At 60.7% G+C, this 19,581-nt stretch carries 15 protein-coding genes; 6 read left to right on the plus strand and 9 right to left on the minus strand.

The annotated features are described in order from the left end of the window. Positions 1 to 87 precede the first annotated feature (87 nt). Positions 88 to 1,014 (plus strand): serine O-acetyltransferase EpsC, encoded by a 927-nt coding sequence (gene epsC, locus AC3Y64_RS01245; protein ID WP_489986162.1) that lies wholly within the window; start codon positions 88 to 90, stop codon positions 1,012 to 1,014. 401 nt (positions 1,015 to 1,415) lie between these two features. Beyond that, a complete protein-coding gene (gene betT, locus AC3Y64_RS01250; protein ID WP_489987912.1) occupies positions 1,416 to 3,377 on the plus strand; it encodes a choline transporter BetT in 1,962 nt (653 codons plus the stop codon). 24 nt (positions 3,378 to 3,401) lie between these two features. On the opposite strand, the gene AC3Y64_RS01255 is transcribed toward betT, so the two are convergent. Next, the gene (locus AC3Y64_RS01255) at positions 3,402 to 3,662 is read right to left on the minus strand and encodes a hypothetical protein (RefSeq protein WP_489986163.1); all 261 of its coding nucleotides are present in this window, start codon (positions 3,660 to 3,662) and stop codon (positions 3,402 to 3,404) included. 184 nt (positions 3,663 to 3,846) lie between these two features. Then, entirely contained in the window at positions 3,847 to 4,884 is a 1,038-nt protein-coding gene (locus tag AC3Y64_RS01260) for a LacI family DNA-binding transcriptional regulator (protein WP_489986164.1), read from the minus strand. A gap of 206 nt (positions 4,885 to 5,090) precedes the next feature. On the opposite strand from AC3Y64_RS01260, the gene AC3Y64_RS01265 reads away from it, so the two are divergent. From AC3Y64_RS01265 to mgrA, 3 genes are all read left to right on the plus strand, one after another. Then, positions 5,091 to 7,316: a TonB-dependent receptor gene (locus AC3Y64_RS01265; protein WP_489986165.1), complete on the plus strand. Its 2,226-nt coding sequence runs from the start codon at positions 5,091 to 5,093 to the stop codon at positions 7,314 to 7,316. 2 nt (positions 7,317 to 7,318) lie between these two features. Then, a complete protein-coding gene (locus AC3Y64_RS01270) occupies positions 7,319 to 8,638 on the plus strand; it encodes an LLM class flavin-dependent oxidoreductase (protein ID WP_489986166.1) in 1,320 nt (439 codons plus the stop codon). A 147-nt stretch (positions 8,639 to 8,785) separates the two neighbouring features. Continuing rightward, positions 8,786 to 9,823, plus strand: coding sequence for an L-glyceraldehyde 3-phosphate reductase (mgrA, locus tag AC3Y64_RS01275; RefSeq protein ID WP_016983660.1), 1,038 nt, complete (start codon positions 8,786 to 8,788; stop codon positions 9,821 to 9,823). Positions 9,824 to 9,953: 130 nt separating this feature from the next. Here mgrA and tauD read toward each other — a convergent pair whose 3' ends face one another. The 7 genes from tauD to AC3Y64_RS01310 all read right to left on the minus strand — a co-directional run bounded on the left by tauD (position 9,954) and on the right by AC3Y64_RS01310 (position 18,421). After that, complete coding sequence (gene tauD, locus AC3Y64_RS01280) at positions 9,954 to 10,796, minus strand: taurine dioxygenase (protein ID WP_489986167.1); 843 nt, start codon at positions 10,794 to 10,796, stop codon at positions 9,954 to 9,956. A gap of 156 nt (positions 10,797 to 10,952) precedes the next feature. Further along, entirely contained in the window at positions 10,953 to 11,792 is an 840-nt protein-coding gene (gene tauC, locus AC3Y64_RS01285; RefSeq protein ID WP_489986168.1) for a taurine ABC transporter permease TauC, read from the minus strand. Further along, positions 11,789 to 12,583, minus strand: a complete 795-nt coding sequence (gene tauB, locus AC3Y64_RS01290) for a taurine ABC transporter ATP-binding subunit (RefSeq protein WP_489986169.1) — start codon at positions 12,581 to 12,583, stop codon at positions 11,789 to 11,791. Before tauB ends, tauC begins: the two co-directional genes overlap by 4 nt. A gap of 16 nt (positions 12,584 to 12,599) precedes the next feature. Next, positions 12,600 to 13,577, minus strand: a complete 978-nt coding sequence (gene tauA / locus AC3Y64_RS01295) for a taurine ABC transporter substrate-binding protein (protein WP_489986170.1) — start codon at positions 13,575 to 13,577, stop codon at positions 12,600 to 12,602. 283 nt (positions 13,578 to 13,860) lie between these two features. Continuing rightward, entirely contained in the window at positions 13,861 to 15,444 is a 1,584-nt protein-coding gene (gene gshA, locus AC3Y64_RS01300) for a glutamate--cysteine ligase (protein ID WP_489986171.1), read from the minus strand. A gap of 269 nt (positions 15,445 to 15,713) precedes the next feature. Next, on the minus strand, positions 15,714 to 16,097 hold the full coding sequence (locus tag AC3Y64_RS01305; RefSeq protein ID WP_158955248.1) for a PaaI family thioesterase: 384 nt from the start codon (positions 16,095 to 16,097) through the stop codon (positions 15,714 to 15,716). Next, positions 16,097 to 18,421, minus strand: coding sequence for a Tex family protein (locus tag AC3Y64_RS01310; RefSeq protein ID WP_489986172.1), 2,325 nt, complete (start codon positions 18,419 to 18,421; stop codon positions 16,097 to 16,099). The genes AC3Y64_RS01305 and AC3Y64_RS01310 overlap by 1 nt, the downstream gene beginning before the upstream one ends. A 358-nt stretch (positions 18,422 to 18,779) precedes the next feature. Here AC3Y64_RS01310 and ompR point away from each other — a divergent pair, with 358 nt between their 5' ends. Then, positions 18,780 to 19,520, plus strand: a complete 741-nt coding sequence (ompR, locus tag AC3Y64_RS01315; RefSeq protein WP_008080479.1) for an osmolarity response regulator transcription factor OmpR — start codon at positions 18,780 to 18,782, stop codon at positions 19,518 to 19,520. Positions 19,521 to 19,581: the final 61 nt, after the last annotated feature.

The raw sequence follows: 19,581 nt of genomic DNA on the forward strand, positions 1-19,581 counted from the left end.
GTTCTTAATTCGCCCTCGCGACCTTGCCGTAAAGTAGGCGCCGTTGACGCGGCCAGACAGTCCGGCCGCCCGTGAGGAGTCTTTACCGTGAGCGAGCGTTCCAGCCATTGGCAATTGCAGACCATCGTCAGCCAACTGCGCAGCGCGCGGGATCAGTGGCGAGCACAGAACGGCCGGGCGTCCGGCGAGCAGGGTGGTCGCGAGTTGCCGTCGCGGGCGGCGATGGCGGAGATTCTTGAGGCGCTGTGCGGCGCGTTGTTCCCGATGCGCCTGGGGCCGGTGGATCTGCGCGAAGAGAGTGAAGATTTCTACGTCGGCCACACCCTCGATGTTGCACTGAATGCCTTGTTGGCGCAGACCCGCCTGGAGCTGCGTTACGTCGCCCGCCATAGCGCGCAGGCTGACACCGAGGTCGAGACCCGCGCCATTCAGATCGTGCAGGATTTCGCTCTGGCCTTGCCGGGCCTGCGCACGCTGCTCGACACCGATGTGCTGGCGGCGTACCACGGTGATCCGGCGGCGCGCAGTGTCGATGAAGTGCTGCTGTGCTACCCGGGGATTCTGGCGGTGATTCACCATCGCCTGGCTCACCATTTGTATCGCGCGGGTTTGCCGTTGCTGGCGCGGATCAGTGCGGAAATCGCCCATTCGGCCACAGGTATCGATATCCATCCGGGGGCGCAGATCGGCCGCAGTTTCTTTATCGACCACGGCACGGGTGTGGTGATCGGCGAGACGGCGATCATTGGTGAGCGCGTGCGGATTTATCAGGCGGTGACGTTGGGCGCCAAACGTTTTCCGGCGGATGAAGACGGCCAGTTGCAGAAGGGCCACCCACGTCATCCGATTGTTGAGGATGATGTGGTGATTTACGCCGGGGCGACGATTCTCGGGCGGATCACCATTGGCAAAGGCTCGACGATTGGCGGCAACGTGTGGCTGACGCGCAGCGTGCCGGCGGGGTGCAATCTGACCCAGGCGAATCTGCAGCATGATGACGGGACGCAGAAGTAGGCCTCTGAATTTGCTTCGCGTCTGCTGACCTCTTTGCGAGCAGGCTCGCTCCCACAATGGAATGCGTTTCAAATGTGGGAGCGAGCCTGCTCGCGAATGGTTTTCAGGCCAAATCGAGATAATGGCCTTCAGCCAATTCTGCAGTGAACGAATCCCCTCAAACCCACGTCATACCCCTCCTTGAGCTAGCGTAGGAAAACTACCGCCTGGCCGTACGATTAGTCCTAACCACCCCATCCATGTTTAACTTGAACGTTCATTCAAGTTAAACCGGTGGTTCGCTGCCCGCTCACAACAGGAGGCTTGCCTTTGCTGAGTCCGATCATTTCAGCCATGTTTCAACCCCTTGAGGTGCACGTTTCATGAGTGCATCGTCCACCCCCGCCAGCGGTCTGGTGCGCATGAATCCGCCGGTGTTCTATTTCGCCGCGACGGTCATTCTGCTGTTTGGTCTCGTTGTCATCGCCATGCCTGAGCAGGCCGGTGCCTGGCTGCTGGAAGCGCAAAACTGGGCGGCCAACACGGTCGGCTGGTACTACATGCTCGCGATGACCCTGTATCTGGTCTTCGTGGTGGTCACCGCCTTATCCGGCTACGGCAAGATAAAACTCGGTGCCGACCACGACGAACCCGAATTCAGTTACCTGTCCTGGGCCGGCATGCTGTTCGCCGCCGGGATCAGCATCACGCTGTTCTTCTTCTGCGTTTCTGAACCGCTGACCCACATGATTCAGCCGCCGCAAGGCGAGGCCGGCACCGCGGATGCGGCGCGTCAGGCGATGCAGATTCTGTTTCTGCATTGGGGCCTGCATGGCTGGGGCGTGTTCGCCTTCGTCGGCATGGCGCTGGCCTATTTCGCTTACCGCCACAACCTGCCGCTGGCCCTGCGTTCGGCGCTGTATCCGCTGATCGGCAAACGCATCAACGGCCTCATCGGTTACGCGGTCGACGGCTTCGGCATCATCGCCACGGTGTTCGGTCTGGGCGCCGACATGGGCTTTGGGGTGCTGCACCTCAACTCCGGTCTCGACTACCTGTTCGGCATCGCGCACACCCAGTGGATTCAGGTTGGCCTGATCACGCTGATGATGGGCGCGGCGATCATCGTGGCGGTCTCCGGCGTCGATAAAGGCGTGCGGGTGATGTCCGACATCAACATGCTGCTGGCCTGTGCGCTGCTGCTGTTTGTGTTGTTCGCCGGGCCGACTCAGCACCTGCTGAACACCTTGATCCAGAACATCGGCGACTACCTCGGCGCCCTGCCGATGAAGAGTTTCGACCTCTACGCCTACGACAAACCGAGCGACTGGCTTGGCGGTTGGACAGTGTTCTACTGGGCCTGGTGGATTGCATGGTCGCCGTTCGTGGGCCTGTTCATCGCACGGATTTCCCGTGGTCGCACCATCCGTGAATTCGTTTTCGGCGTACTGCTGATTCCACTCGGTTTCACCCTCGCGTGGATGTCGATCTTCGGCAACAGCGCCATCGATCAGGTACTCAACCACGGCATGAGCGCGCTCGGCATGTCGGCCCTCGACAATCCGTCGATGAGCATTTACCTGCTGCTGGAAACCTATCCGTGGAGCAAAACCGTCATCGCCGTGACGGTGTTTATCAGCTTCGTGTTCTTCGTCACGTCTGCCGACTCCGGCACGGTGGTGCTCTCGACCCTGTCGGCGAAGGGCGGCAACCCCGACGAAGACGGGCCGAAGTGGCTGCGGGTGTTCTGGGGCGCCATGACCGCGCTGATCACCAGTGCGCTGTTGTTCTCCGGCAGCATTGATGCACTGAAATCAGCGGTGGTGCTGACCTCGTTGCCGTTCTCGTTGATTCTGTTGCTGATGATGTGGGGCCTGCACAAGGCGTTCTATCTCGAGTCGCAGAAGCAAATCGCGCAGTTGCACTCGCTGGCACCGGTCTCTGGTTCGCGACGCGGCACGGGCGGCTGGCGACAGCGCTTGAGTCAGGCTGTGCACTTCCCGTCGCGTGATGAGGTGTACCGTTTCATGGACACCACGGTGCGCCCGGCGATTGAAGAAGTGACGGCGGTGTTCGTCGAGAAAGGCCTGAACGTGGTCACTCAGCCGGATCCGGCGAATGACAGCGTCAGCCTGGAAATCGGCCATGGTGATGCGCATCCGTTCATCTACCAGGTGCAGATGCGCGGCTACTTCACGCCGTCGTTCGCGCGTGGCGGGATGGGCTCGAAGCAGCTCAACAATCGTCGCTACTACCGCGCCGAAGTGCACTTGAGCGAGGGCAGTCAGGACTACGATCTGGTCGGCTACACCAAAGAGCAGATCATCAACGACATCCTCGATCAGTACGAACGCCACATGCAGTTCCTGCATCTGGTGCGTTGATTGGCACCTGAGCGCCGGGTCTTTTCAGGACTCGGCGCTCAGCACCATGAACAACACCATCGCCGCCAGCGGCACCCCAAACACCGCACTGCCAATCGCTATTTCCGAACCCACGGATTGGCCGGCATGCACCACACCTACCGCCCCGTTAATCACCGTCAATGCCAGCCACAGGGCGGCGAAGCTGTAGGCCATGGTCTGACGGCTGAAGCCGATGCGCTCGCCGATGTAGAGCATGAGGGCGAGCAGGGCCAGGCCGAAGAAGATGATGATGGCGGTGTGCATTGTGGTGCCTGCGGGATGTGCGGTGCCTGATCGGCCGCCATCGCGGGCAAGCCCGCTCCCACAGGGTTTTGCGTCGTTGCCAGATCTTGTATCCAACACAGAAACCTGTGGGAGCGGGCTTGCTCGCGATAGGGCCACCTCGGTGTCCTTTAGAGCATAGCCAATCCGGCCGCTGTCATATTCATCAGGTGCTTTCGCGTTCGATGACTTGGCACTGCAACAGATTCAAGCGTTGCACCTCGTCGCTCGGCAATACCCCAAGGCTTTCCAGAACGCGTATTGCGGCGAGTACGCCAATCTCCAGCGCCGGTGGTTTGATCGTGCTCAGGCTCGGCAGGAGCATTTCGGCGAAAGGGTAATCTCCGAAGCCGAGGACGGCGCAGTCTTCAGGGATTTTCAAACCCGCGCGTTGGCCGGCGAGCAGGCCGCCAGCGGCGAGGTTGTCGTTGGCGAAGATGATCGCGTCGGGGCGCGGAGAGGCGTTCATCAGGGCGTCCATCGCCTGTTTGCCGGCCTCGAATGGTGCACGATCAGCATCGGGGGCGAAGACCCACGGCTCCACGCCGGCCTCTCGCAAGGTCGCCGCGTAACCATCGCGGCGTTCCAGGGCGCTGAAGTCGCCCGGCGCGCTGTTCTGCACGAACGCAATGCGCCGATAACCTTTTCCCAGCAGATAATTTGCCGCCGTTACGCCCACGTCAAAATGCGAAAAACCGATCTGCATCGGCTCCCGCTCCGGTTGGTAATCCCAGGTCTCGATCACCGGAATATCCGCCTCGGCGATCATCTTTTCCGTGCCGGCGCTGTGAAAGTGACTGGTCAGCACCAGCGCCGCCGGCGACCAACCGAGAAACGCGCGCACCGCATTTTCTTCCTGCTCGGTGCTGAAGTAACTCGACGCCAGCAACAGCTGATAACCATGACGGCTGAGGGTGTCGCTGAAGCCCTGAATGGTGTTGGCGAAGATCGGCCCGGAGATGTTCGGAATGACCATGCCGACGATTTTCCCCCGCGCCGAGGCGAGCCCACCGGCCACCAGATTAGGCACGTAACCCAGTTCGGCCACGACCGCGGCAATCCGCTCGCGGCGCTCGGGCGAAACCTGCTCGGGCTGATTGAAATACCGCGACACGGTGATCGCCGATACCCCGGCCTCGCGCGCCACCGCATTCAGGGTCACGCGCCCGGCACCCCGGCGTTTGCGGGGCTTGTCTTCGCTCATGATTAGATTCTTCCTGAAAACCAAATCGCATATAAAACTAATTTTTCAGTATTGGACGGTCTATGTGCGGATCGCCAATATCGCTGATGTTAGCGCTAACAAAGCGCGTTGTCTGCTACTCGCTCGAGCGAATGCCCAAGACACCGATTCAGGCGCTGTCGTCGCAGAACGGCAGCGGATCAGGGCCAATTTCGAGCGGGCAGAACATGCACAACATTCCTGGGGCGACACACAAACTGGCGCAATCGATTCGCGCCGCTGGCTGGTTATTGACGGGGTTGGCGGCGCTGCCGCTGCCCAATGCATTCGCCGCTGACAATAGCGAGCAAGAGCCGACACTGAAGTCGGTGACCGTTACCGCCACTCGCCGCGAAGAGTCGCTGCAAAAGGTGCCGGTCGCGGTTTCTGTGATCGACGGCGAACAGCTTGAACGCGATAACCGCAACGGCGTGGCGAGCATTGTTCAGCAAGTGCCGTCGCTGAATTTCCGCACCGGCGCATCGAACAAGGACACCTCGTTGTTCGTGCGCGGCGTCGGCACGATTTCCACCTCGCCGGGCGTCGAGCCAACCGTGGCGACGGTGATCGATGGCGTGGTGTATGCGCGGCCGGGACAGGCGACCCTGGATCTGCTGGATCTGGAGCGCGTCGAAGTTTTGCGCGGCCCGCAAGGCACGCTGTTCGGCAAGAACGCCTCGGCTGGCGTGCTCAACATCACCAGCAAGGCACCGACCGCCGAGACTCACGGCTACATCGATCAGTCGTACTACAGCGGCAACGAAAGCCGCACCCGATTCGGCCTCGGCGGCAGCCTGATTCCGGACACGTTGAAAGGCTCGATCAGCACGCTGTTCGGCACCTACGATGGCAACGTCGATAACGAACATAATGGTCAGGAGGTCAACGGCTACAACCATCGCGGCGTGCGCGGCAAACTCGAATTCACCCCGAATGACGACGTCACCTTCACCCTGATCGCCGACTACATGCAGTCCCACGACGACGGCCCCAACGGCGTGGTCAGCAAGTCGCTGACCCCGGCCTTCGCCAATGCGCTGAACCCGGCTTATGCCTCCAGCCATAACCGCGACATCAACACCGACACCCGCTCTCACGTTGAAGACACCAACAAAGGCCTGTCCGGCCAGCTCGACTGGCAATTGGGCGATTACACCCTGACGTCGATCACCGCATGGCGCGGCTGGGACAACACCCAATATCAGGACGGCGACCGACTCGGCACGGTGACCGCAGCGTTTCCCGGCACGGCTGACAAAGGTGATCTGGCCTTCGATCAATATTCACAAGAGTTGCGTCTGGCCTCACCGAAAGGCGAGTTCCTCGAATACGTCGGTGGCCTGTTCTACATGCACGGCAAGGACGAAGAGACCTATCAGCGCACGCTTACAACCACCACGCGCACTGACCGTGGCGTCGCCGATTACAGCACCACCAGCGACAGTTACGCGGTGTTCGGTGAGAGCACACTGAACTTCACGTCCGACTTTCGCGGCATCGCCGGCCTGCGCTACACCCACGATGATCTGGAATACGATCATCGTCGCGTCTCGACTTCAGCGACCACCGTCAGCGGCATTCAACCGGCGACCAGCAGCTCAGGTTCTGTCGATGAAGATGGCTGGTCCGGCCGCCTCGGTGTGCAGTACGACTTGAGCGATGCCGTCACCACTTACCTGACCTACTCGCGTGGCTACAAAGGCCCGGCCTATAACGTGTTCTTCAACATGCAGCCGCGCGACACCGAAGCGCTCAAACCCGAGACGTCGAACACCTGGGAGGCGGGCATCAAAGCCACGTCCTGGAACAATCGCCTGACCACCAACCTCGCGGTGTTCCATAGCGACTACGACAACTACCAGGCGAACTTCTTCGACACTGTCGCCGGGCAAGTGGTGACGCGTTTGATCAACGCCGGCAGCGTCAGCACCGAGGGCGTCGAACTCGATTACGCTTTGCAGGCCACCCAGCAACTGAAACTGTCCGGCGCACTGGCTTACACCCGCGCGCGCATCGACGAGTTCGCCTGCCCGGCGGGCGCGGCGGCGTCGTGCAACGTCAATGGCAAACCGCTGCCGTTCAGCCCGGACTGGAAAAGCTACGTGCGCGCCGACTACACCATCCCGCTGGATAACGGTCTGGATATCGAACTCGGCACCGACTACAGCTGGCAGAGCGAAGTGCAGTACGACATCAGCCAGAACGTCGACACCAAGCAAGGCGCCTACGGCATCTGGAACGGCAGCATTGCCCTGGCCGATTACAGCAACGGCTGGCGCGTCGCGTTGCTCGGCAAGAACCTCACCGACAAATCCTATTCACCCGTGCTCGCCAGTGGTGGCAACTACATCTATCGCGCCGTGCCACGGGATGACGAGCGCTACTTCGGCGTGCAACTGCGCAAGGATTTTTAACCATGAGCAGACAGTTGAAACTCGGCGCGTTTCTCATGGCCACCGGGCACCACGTGGCGGCGTGGCGCCACCCGGAAGTTCCAGCAAATGCGGGACTGGATTTCGCTCACTACAAGCGTCTGGCACAGATTGCCGAGGCAGCGAAGTTCGATGCGCTGTTTGTTGCCGACAGCGTCGCCGCGCCGACCCAAGACATCGCCAGTCGCATGGCGCGCTCTGATCACTTTGAACCGCTGACCTTGCTCTCGGCGCTAAGTGCGGTGACCGAGCACATCGGTCTGATTGCGACGGCGACCACCAGCTACAACGAGCCGTACCACGTGGCGCGCAAATTCGCCTCACTAGATCACCTTTCGGGCGGCCGGGCGGGGTGGAATCTGGTGACCTCGGACAATGCTGCCGAAGCGCTGAATTTCGGCCGCGACGAACATATCGGCCACGCCGAGCGCTACAGCCGCGCGCGCGAATTTCATCAAGTGGTGACCGGGCTTTGGGACAGTTGGGAGGACGACGCCTTTGTGCGCGACAAGGCGAGTGGGGCGTATTACGACCCTGCGAAGTTGCATGTACTGGATCACGTTGGCGAACACTTCCGGGTCAAAGGCCCGCTGAACGTTGCGCGTTCGCCGCAAGGGCAACCTGTGATTGTTCAGGCCGGATCTTCCGAAATCGGGCGCGAACTGGCGGCGCAGACGGCTGAAGTGGTGTTCACTGCGCAAACCTCATTGGCTAGCGCTCAAGCGTTTTACGCTGATCTCAAAGGACGTCTGCCGAAATACGGTCGCAGCGCCGATTCGCTGAAAATCATGCCGGGTGTTTTTGTTGTGGTTGGTCGCACCGAAGCCGAAGCGCAGGAAAAATATGAAACGTTTCAGCAATTAGTCGAACCCGAGGTTGGCGTCGCCTTGCTTGGGCGTATGCTGGGCAACTTCGATTTGTCGAAGTACCCGCTGGACGGGCCGTTGCCCGACTTGCCCCTGACCGAAAGCGGCCAGCAGAGCCGGCAGAAATTGCTCACTGAACTGGCGGGCCGGGAGAACCTGACGCTTGCCGAACTCGGTCGCAAGATTGCTGGCGGACGAGGGCATTACAGCTTGGTTGGTACGCCCGAGCAGATTGCCGATCGCTTGCAGGAATGGTTCGAACAGGGCGCGGCGGACGGCTTCAACGTTCTGGTGCCGCACCTGCCGGGCGGCCTCGAAGACTTCGCCAACAGCGTGGTCCCGGAACTGCAACGGCGTGGGTTGTTCAGAACGGAGTATGAGGGTCGGACGTTGCGCGAGAACCTTGGCCTGGCACGACCCGGCAATCGATTTGTGTAACGCCCAATCGCTAGCAGGGCTAGCTCCCACAGGGGAGTGCATTGCAAGTGAAGGGCCGCATCCTTCAGCAGACAGCAATCCAATGTGGGAGCGAGCTTGCTCGCGAAGCAGTCGACACCCATTTCAAGACAGACAAGAGAGGATTCGATGACTTACACCGCTGCCGAAAACCGCTATGACTCCATCCCTTACCGCCGCGTCGGGCGCAGCGGTCTGGTGCTGCCGGCGCTGTCGCTGGGCCTGTGGCACAACTTTGGCGACAGCACGCCGATCGACACCCAGCGAGCCTTGCTGCGCACCGCGTTCGACCTGGGCATCAACCATTTCGATCTCGCCAACAATTACGGCCCGCCGTACGGCAGCGCCGAAATCAATTTCGGCCGCTTGCTGCGCGAAGATTTCAAGCAATACCGCGACGAACTGATCATCTCCAGCAAGGCCGGTTGGGACATGTGGCCCGGTCCTTACGGTCAGGGCGGCGGTTCGCGCAAATACGTGCTGGCCAGCCTCGACCAGAGCCTGCAACGCCTGGGTCTGGACTATGTGGATATCTTCTATTCGCACCGCTTCGACCCGGACACCCCGCTGGAAGAAACCGCCAGCGCCCTCGCCACTGCAGTGCAACAGGGCAAGGCGTTGTACATCGGCATCTCGTCGTATTCCGGGGTGAAAACTCGCGAGATGGCGGCGCTGTTGAAAGAGTGGAAAGTGCCGCTGCTGATCCATCAACCGGCATACAACCTGCTCAATCGCTGGGTGGAAAAAGATCTGCTCGATACCACCGATGAACTTGGCACTGGCGTGATCGCTTTCACGCCGCTGGCGCAAGGTCTGCTTACTGACAAGTACCTCAACGGCGTGCCGGCGGATGCGCGGGTCAATCGTCCGGGCGGTGGTTCGCTGCAGGCTTCGCACTTGTCCGAGGCCAACATCGCTCACGTGCGCGCGCTGAACGAGATCGCCAAGCGTCGAGGTCAGAGTCTGGCGCAATTGGCGCTGGCGTGGACGCTGCGCGATCCGCGAGTGACTTCGGCGTTGATCGGTGCGAGCCGGCCGGAGCAGATTATCGAGAACGTCGGGGCGCTGAAGAACTTGAGTTTTAGCGCTGAAGAGCTGGCGGAGATTGACCGGTTTGCCCAAGAGGGCGGGATCAATCTGTGGGAGAAGCCTTCGACGGCGGAGTGAGTGACTGGCGCCGGATTAGTCGGCGCCTGTTACATCGCAATCGCTAGCAGGGCTAGCTCCCACATTGGAATGCGTTCCCCTGTGGGAGCTAGCCCTGCTAGCGATGAGGCCATGAAAGGCAACAAAAAAGTCAGCGGAAGAAAGGTACATCCCCCAGCACCGTCGCCCGTTGCATCACCCGCCGCGCTGGCCGGTAATCGTCCACCGCGTAATGCTGAGTCACGCGGTTATCCCAGAATGCAATATCGTCCTGCTGCCAGCGCCAGCGAATGGTGAACTCCGGCCGCGTGGCATGGGCGAACAGAAACTTCAGAACCGCCTCGCTCTCGGTGTCCGACAGCTCATTGATCTTCGAGGTAAAGCCTTCGTTGACGAACAGCGAGCGTCTTCCGCTCACCGGATGGGTACGAATCACCGGATGCGACAGCGGTGGATTCTTGCGTCGCGCCTCTTCCCACTGCGCCAGCGCTTCCGGCGTGTTGCCGTAGCGCTCCAGCGGAAACGAGAGAGTGAAATCGTGAGTCGCCGTCAGCCCTTCGAGCAAGCTTTTCATCGGCGCCGACAGCGCTTCATACGCGGCAATGCCGCTGGCCCACAAGGTGTCGCCACCAAACTCCGGCAGCAACTTGGCGCTGAGCACTGCGCCCATCGCTGGCGTCGGCAGGAAGGTCACGTCGGTGTGCCAGATCGCGTTGTCGCGCACGTCGGTGACGGCGGTGTCGAGGATCAAGACTTCCGGTTGCTCCGGCACGTTCGGGTAGATCGGGTGGATGTGCAGGTCACCGAAGTAGGCGGCGAAACGCGCCTGTTGCGGTGGTTCGATGGGCTGGTTGCGGAAGAACAGCACTTGATATTTGAGCAGCGCCTGCTCGATGGCGTCGCGGTGGTCCACGCTCAATGGCTGACTGATGTCGACGCCGCTGATCTGCGCGCCGAGGGCCGAGCTTAATGGGGTGATGTTGAGGCTGCTCATGGTCTTTCTCGTCAATTCCGGATAACCACCCTCTGTAGGAGCTGCCGAAGGCTCGGGCCGCGATCGGACGATCTTTTGATCTTGATCTTTTTAAAAGCAAGATCAAAAGATCGCAGCCTGCGGCAGCTCCTACAGGGGGGTGATTCAAAAGATGTTTTAGTGCGCCTGGCCGTGCCACGGCACCAGTTTGCGCTGCAGGGCGCGCAGGCCCATTTCCATGGCGAAGGCAATCAGGGCGATGACCAGGATCCCCAGTACCACCACATCGGTGACCAGGAACTGCGCGGCCGACTGCACCATGAAACCCAAACCACTGGTGGCCGCGATCAGCTCAGCAGCGACCAAGGTCGACCAACCAACGCCTAGACCAATGCGCACACCGGTAAGAATGTCCGGCAGGGCGCTCGGCAAAATCACATGGCGAATAAGCTGCACGCGCGTTGCGCCCAACGACTGCGCTGCGCGCAATTTCGCCGGATCAACCGTGCGCACACCGGTCGCGGTAGCAATGGCAATCGGCGCGAAAATCGCCAGATAAATCAGCAGCACTTTCGACAACTCGCCGATACCGCACCAGATCACGATCAATGGCAGATAGGCCAGCGGCGGAATCGGGCGGTAGAACTCGATCAGCGGATCGAGCACACCACGGGCGATGCGATTGGCACCGATCGCAATGCCCACCGGCACAGCGGTCAAAATCGCGAAGCCGAGGCCCAGGCCAATGCGACTCAGGCTCGCACCAAGGTGCTGCCACAACGTCGAATCCATGTACCCAGTGGTCGCCAGCAACCAGCCCTTTTGCAGCACGGCGGACGGTGGCGGCAGGAACAGCGGTTCGATCAACCCAGTGGCGGTCACTGCCCACCAGATCGCTAACAGAGCAATCAGCGTCAGCAAACTGATCCAGCGCGTGCTGAGGCTGCGGCGCACTGGAATCACCACGGATGCGCTGACCGGTTTTACCGTAGCCGAGGAAACGTCGAAACTGCTCATGCGCGCTCCTGCCGTTGTCCGGCGCTGCGTTGCGAGAACACTTTGCTCAGCACGTGTTCGCGGGTTTCGATAAAACGCGGATCGGATTTGATCGCACGGGCGGACTCGCCAGCGGCGTAACGCTGGCCGAAATCCAGGTGCAGGCGTTCAACGATCTGCCCCGGATTCGGCGCGAGCAGAATCAGGTCAGTGGCGAGGAACACCGCTTCTTCAATGTCGTGGGTGATCAGGAAAACCGGCTTGGCGGTGCGCTGCCAGACTTGCAGCAGCAGCTCCTGCATCTGTTCGCGGGTGAACGCATCGAGGGCGCCGAAGGGTTCGTCCATCAGCAATACACGCGGATCAGCGGCGAGGGCGCGGGCGAGGCCGACGCGTTGTTTCTGGCCGCCGGAAAGCTGCCAGATCCGGCGACTTTCGAAACCGGAGAGATCAACCAGCGCGAGCATTTCACGGGTGATTTTTTCGCGTTTGTCTTTGGCGACACCGGCCAGTTCCAGGCCGAACGCGACGTTGGCCAACACATCCTGCCAAGGCAGCAACGCATCGTCCTGGAACACCACGCCACGTTCGGCGCTCGGGCCTTTGACCGGTACGCCGTCGAGGGTGATGCGCCCGGCGCTCGGTTCAACGAAACCGGCAATCAGGTTCAACAGCGAAGTCTTGCCACTGCCGGACGGGCCGAGGGCGACCAGCAATTGCTGAGGCCCAAGGGTCAGAGAAATATCCGCCAGCACCGGTTCCGGGCTGCCCGGGTACTGTGCGCTGATGCGCTCCAGCTGTAGCAAGGCCATCGCAGTTAACTCCCGATCAGTTGGTGATGAATTTGGCGCTGACGTACGGCGCGTAGTCCGGCAGAACGGCTTCGACCTTGCCTTGCTCCTTGAGGAACGCGGCGGTGTCGGTGATGGCTTTGGTGGTCGGCGCGCCGAGGGTAACGACCTGATCCGCCGCGAGCGGGTAGACGTTACCTTGCAGCAGCAGCGGAATGTCGCTGGCCTTGGCGCCGGAGAGTTTCACCAGTTTGTCGACGTTGGATTGATCGGCGAGCCAGGCTTTCGGGTCTTTGCGGTAGTCGGCGTAGGCATCGAGGGTGACCTTGGCGAACGCGGTGACGATTTCCGGGTGCTTCTCGGCGAAGTCTTTGCGCACGATCCACGCATCGAAGGTTGGCGCGCCGAATTTGGCCAGTTCGCCGGAGGTGATCAGCACTTTGCCGTTTTCCTTGGCCACGCCCAGCGCCGGATCCCAAACGTAAGTGGCGTCGATGTCACCGCGTTTCCACGCGGCGATGATCGCTGGCGGCGCGAGATTGAGCACGGTGACTTTCGATGGATCGATGTTCCAGTGCTTCAGTGCGGCGAGCAGGCTGTAGTGACCGGTCGATACGAATGGCACGGCGATTTTTTTGCCGACCAGATCCTGCGGGGTCTTGATGCCGGAACCGTCGCGCGCGACCAGTGCTTCGGCGGCGCCGATCTGAGTGGCGATGAGGAAGGTTTCGACCGGTACTTTGCGAGTGATCGCAGCGGTCAATGGGCTGGAACCGAGGTAGCCGATCTGCACGTCGCCGGAAGCAATGGCGGCGATGATGTCGGCGCCGTTGTCGAACTTGCGCCAGGCGATGTCGGCTTTGGTGGCTTTTTCGTAAGCGCCGTCGGCCTGAGCGACTTTCGCCGGGTCAACGGTGGTTTGGTAGGCGACGGTGAGGTCGGCGGCCTGAGCCAGAAAGCTTGCAGCAGCCAGAGAGGCCACAGCGAGCAGGCGAAGCGGGAAATTCAGTTTCATTGAACAGCTCCATATCAGGCGACCGAGCGTCGGCGTGAAAGGAGACTAAATGATCTAAGAATCAGTAAATAAATAACTTTTTCGAATGAGCTTATGAGCGGAAAAATCTAAGAGCTGGGTGAGATCGGTGGTGCAGATCGTTCCCACGCTCTGCGTGGGAATGCAGCCGGTGACGCTCCGCGTCACCTGGACGCGGAGCGTCCCTTGAGGCGTTACCACGCGGAGCGTGGGAACGATCAAGTGTAGGAGCTGCCGCAGGCTGCGATCTTTTTACCGACAACTTTTAATTACTGATCGCCAGAATACTCGCCTGATACGACCCAACAAACACATCAAAATCGCCCACTTCGTTCTGCTCAAGCTCAGCCTGCGCTGCCAGAGAAGTACGCGCCAATTCCTCAAACTTCGCCTGCTCATCCGCCGCCAAAGGCTCGCGACGGAAAAACTCCGCATGCGCCTGACTTTGACGCAGCGAGAACTGCGCGAAGCTTTCCTTATGCTCAGCCATCTCCGCTAGCACTTGCGCGGACGGTGTCAGGGACGGGTCGCTGACCTTGGCCAGTTGCACATCCAGCGCCTTGCTGTGGGCATCGCCGCCATGGCTCTGATCGAGCAACGCCGCTAGCGGGGCGATTTGCTCCAGCAGCTCGGCAGCCCAGGTCTTCATCTCGACCGACTCGCCGTCACGCTGTAATTGCAGGCCGGGACGACGACCTTCCTTGACCACGCTGAGGAAGTTCGACGTCGCGTTGCCGCAGGACGTGTTGGTCAGCAACGGACTGTCGTTGAGCGCGCAGTACAGGAGGAACGCATCGAGGAAACGCGATTCGGTCAGGTCGATGCCCATCGGCAGGAACGGGTTGATGTCCAGACAACGCACTTCGACGTACTGAATGCCACGGGCCACCAGCGCCTGAATCGGCCGCTCGCCGGTGTAGGTCACGCGTTTCGGGCGGATGTTGGAGTAGTACTCGTTTTCGATCTGCAGGATGTTGGTGTTGAGCTGCACCCACTCACCGTCCTTGTGCGTGCCGACTTCAACGTACGGCGGGTACGGCGTGGCCACGGCTTTGCGCAGGCTGTCGGTGTAGCTCGACAGATCGTTGTAGCACGGCGTCAGACCGGCCTGGGCGTTGCTCTGGTAACCGAGGTCGCTCATGCGCAGGCTGGTCGCGTACGGCAGATACAAGGTGTCTGGATCGAGTTGTTCCAGCTGATGCGAACGACCGCGCAGGAAACCGGCGTCCAGCGCCGGCGAGGCACCGAACAGATACATCAGCAGCCAGCTGTAGCGACGGAAATTGCGGATCAGTGCGATGTAGGAGACTGACTGGAAATCCCGGTCAGTGCCGACAAAACCTTCGGTTTCGCGCAGCAGCGGCCAGAGCTTTTCCGGCAGGGAGAAGTTGTAGTGAATCCCGGCGATGCACTGCATGGTCTTGCCGTAACGCAGGGCCAGACCCTTGCGATAGACGTACTTGAGCTGACCGATGTTAGAGGTGCCGTAGTAGGCGATCGGGATGTCTTCCTCGGCCGGCAACGGGCACGGCATCGATGGACTCCACAGGTACTCGTTGCCGAGTTTGCTGTAGGCAAAACGATGAATCTTGTCCAGGCTCGCCAGCGTATCAGCCGGATCCGGCAGGGCGGGCGTGATGAATTCCAGCAGCGACTCGGAGTAGTCGGTGGTGATCTGTTCGTTGGTCAGCGCGGAACCCAAGGCTTCGGGGTGCGGCGTTTGCGCCAGGCGACCTTCGCTGGTCACGCGCAGGCATTCACGTTCGATACCGTGCAGGCACTGCTCGAGCAGAGAGAGGTTAGCGCGCTCGCCGAGCAGAGCCAGGCGGCGGTTGAGAAGTTCGCTCAATTTGGATTCCTTCACGCGTCAGTCGCCCCAATATGGGGGTGGGCAGGACGGTCTACAAGGGTGAAGTTGAAACTGGCGTTATCGCCTGGTTTTGTAGCGGCAGGCCATTTGCCGGTCAGTCAGGAACTGCACAATCCCTGTGGGAGCGAGCCTGCTCGCGAAGGCGGTGTGTCAGCCAACATCTGCATTGCTGATACACCCTCTTCGCGAGCAGGCTCGCTCCCACAGGATTCGTTGCGCCGAAATTAACTCAAATTGATGGCGTCTAGCTACAGGACAGCGAACGTGCCTTGTGCTTTTGCGACCAGTTTGTCGCCTTGCATCACGTCGGCTTCGACCACCAACGTGCGGCGGCCCGGGTGAATCACCCGCGCCGTGCACATGACCTCGCCGTCGGAAACGGCGCGGATATAGTTGATCTTGCACTCGATGGTCGCGCTCTGCTGATCGAAACCGTGGGTGCTGGAACAGGCCAGCCCCATGGCGATATCGACCAGACTGAACAGCGCGCCACCGTGCAATTTGCCGCCGCGATTGCGCAGTTCCGGTTCCAGCACCAGGGCGACTTGCGCCACCCCGGTTTCCAGGCTGTGCAGGCGGCAGCCCAACAGCTTGAAAAACGCGCTCTCGACGAGCCCGGCCGGAATGTCCATCAGCGTTTCTTCAACTGCTTGGCGTTGGCGAACAGCGAGGCCATTGCATTGTTCACCGGTGCGGCGGTCGCGGTTTCCTTGCGCGGCGCGTTGTTCGACGGCTGGCGCTGGGCCGAGCCCGGACGCGAGCCACGGGCACCGTCGATTTTCTCGCCCGGGGTGTCGCCCATGCGCATCGACAGACCGACGCGTTTGCGCGGGATATCGACTTCCATGACTTTCACCTTCACCACGTCGCCGGCCTTCACCGCTTCACGCGGATCCTTGATGAACTTCTCCGACAGCGCCGAGATGTGCACCAGGCCGTCCTGATGCACGCCGATATCGACGAATGCGCCGAACGCGGTCACGTTGGTGACGACGCCTTCAAGGATCATCCCCAGTTGCAGGTCTTTCAGGTCTTCAACACCTTCCTGGAACTCCGCAGTCTTGAACTCCGGACGCGGGTCGCGGCCCGGTTTTTCCAGTTCCTGGATGATGTCGGTGACGGTGGGCAGACCGAAGGTTTCGTCGGTGAACTTCTTCGGATCCAGACGCTTGAGGAAGCTTGCGTCGCCGATCAGCGAGCGAATGTCGCGGTCGGTTTCAGCGGCGATACGCTGCACCAGCGGATAAGCTTCCGGGTGAACGGCCGACGAATCCAGCGGGTTGTCGCCGTTCATCACGCGCAAGAAACCGGCCGCCTGTTCGAAGGTTTTTTCGCCCAGACGCGCGACTTTCTTCAGTGCTGCACGGGTTTTGAACGCGCCATGTTCGTCGCGGTGAGCAACGATGTTTTGCGCCAGGGTCGCGTTGAGGCCGGAGATGCGGGCCAGCAGCGCTACGGAGGCGGTATTCACATCAACGCCAACGGCGTTCACGCAATCCTCAACCACGGCGTCCAGACCGCGCGCCAGTTTCAGCTGCGAAACGTCGTGCTGATACTGGCCGACACCGATGGATTTCGGATCGATTTTCACCAGTTCAGCCAGTGGATCCTGCAGACGGCGGGCAATCGATACCGCGCCACGGATCGACACGTCCAGGTCCGGGAATTCCTTGGCCGCCAGTTCCGACGCCGAGTACACCGATGCGCCGGCCTCGGACACCATGACCTTGGTCATCTTCATGGCTGGGTATTTTTTGATCAGCTCGATCGCCAGTTTGTCGGTTTCACGGCTGGCGGTGCCGTTGCCGATGGCGATCAGATCAACCGAGTGCTTGGCGCACAGGGCGGCCAGAATGGCGATGGTCTGATCCCACTTGTTGTGCGGCACGTGCGGATAAACCGTGGCGTGGTCGAGCATCTTGCCGGTCGAATCAACCACGGCGACCTTGCAGCCGGTACGCAGGCCCGGGTCGAGACCGAGGGTTGCGCGCGGGCCGGCCGGGGCGGCCAGTAGCAAGTCGTGCAGGTTGTGGGCGAAGACGTTGATCGCTTCGGTTTCGGCGCCGTCACGCAGTTCGCCGAGCAGGTCGGTTTCCAGGTGCGTGTAGAGCTTGACCTTCCACGTCCAGCGCACCACTTCGCCAAGCCATTTGTCGGCCGGGCGGTTCTGGTTCTGGATGTTGAATTGCTGGCCGATCATGCCTTCGCACGGGTGCATGGTGCCCGGCAGTTCGTCGCCGACTTTCAGCGCGGAGCTGAGGATGCCTTCGTTGCGGCCACGGAAAATTGCCAGCGCGCGGTGCGACGGCATGCTTTTCAGCGGTTCGTCGTGTTCGAAGTAGTCGCGGAACTTGGCGCCTTCTTCTTCCTTGCCAGCGATGACGCGGGCACTGAGGGTGGCTTCCTGTTTCAGGTAGTTACGCAGTTTTTCCAGCAGGCTGGCGTCTTCCGCGAAACGTTCCATGAGGATGTATTTCGCGCCTTCCAGCGCAGCTTTCACATCGGCCACGCCTTTTTCGGCGTCGACGAAGCGCGCGGCTTCGGTTTCCGGGGCCCGGTTCGGGTCATTGAACAGGCCATCCGCGAGGTCGCCGAGGCCGGCTTCCAGGGCGATCTGGCCCTTGGTGCGGCGCTTCTGCTTGTACGGCAGGTACAAGTCTTCGAGGCGGGTTTTGGTGTCGGCGAGTTTGATGTCGCGCTCGAGGGCAGGGGTGAGTTTGCCTTGCTCTTCGATGCTGGCGAGGATGCTGATGCGCCGTTCGTCGAGTTCTCGCAGGTAGCGCAGGCGCTCTTCCAGATGACGCAACTGGGTGTCATCGAGGCTGCCGGTGACTTCTTTCCGGTAACGGGCGATGAAGGGAACGGTTGAGCCTTCATCGAGTAGCGCGACGGCCGCTTCGACCTGTTGTGGGCGTACACCGAGTTCCTCGGCAATGCGGCTGTTGATGCTGTCCATAAAACCACCTGACATATTGTGAAAGCAGGCTCACAGGCGCGCAAATAAAGGCCCGGAGTCTGGTTGAGCGGCTAGAAAATTGCCGCTGCCTGGGTCGAAAGGCAGACCATTGACCCGTTAAATCGAACAATTACTGCGCAAGCCCGGAAAAAATCCCGGCCACCTGCGGTAACGATTCAGACGTTGCCTGGCACAAAACGCCGCGCATTATAACCAGCGTTCTGTCATTCGGGGGCGATGCAGTCTGTAGGCATAAACCCCGGTTTTCTGGCAGTGAAGGAAAAATCTGCTAACAATGCACACGGTGCGTATAACGGCAGCTACGCCATAATGCGCGCCGAGCTAAAAGGAGCATCCAATGAGCAGCACTGCACAAACTGCTGAAGGCGAAAAAATTCTCATCGTTGACGACGATCCGGGGCTGAGCAGCCTGCTGGAACGGTTTTTCGTCAGCAAGGGCTACCGCGCCCGTACCGTTCCGAACACCGAGCAGATGGATCGTCTGTTGTCCCGTGAAGTGTTCAATCTGGTCGTCCTCGACCTGATGCTGCCGGGCGAAGACGGCCTGACCGCTTGCCGCCGTTTGCGTGCGGCGAACAATCAGATCCCGATCATCATGCTCACCGCCAAGGGTGATGAGATCAGCCGCATCAAGGGCCTGGAACTGGGCGCCGACGATTATCTGGCCAAACCGTTCAACCCGGACGAGCTGATGGCGCGGGTCAAAGCGGTATTGCGTCGTCAGGCCGCACCGGTGCCAGGCGCGCCGGGCAGCGAAGACGAAAACGTCACCTTCGGTGATTACGTGTTGTCGCTGGCCACCCGCGAACTGAAACGCGGCGACGAAGTGCACATGCTCACCACCGGTGAGTTTGCGGTACTCAAGGCTCTGGTGATGAACGCGCGTCAGCCACTGACCCGCGACAAGCTGATGAACCTGGCCCGTGGCCGCGAGTGGGATGCCCTCGAGCGTTCCATCGACGTGCAGATTTCCCGTCTGCGCCGGATGATCGAGCCTGATCCATCCAAGCCGCGCTACATCCAGACTGTCTGGGGCGTGGGCTACGTGTTCGTACCGGATGGCGCCGCCACCAAGTGATCGGCGATTTGTAGGAGCGGGTCTGTCGGGCCCGGGTTGAATGACCCGGTCCGCAGACTCG

Source organism: Pseudomonas sp. 4CAES_32.4 (assembly GCF_058136335.1).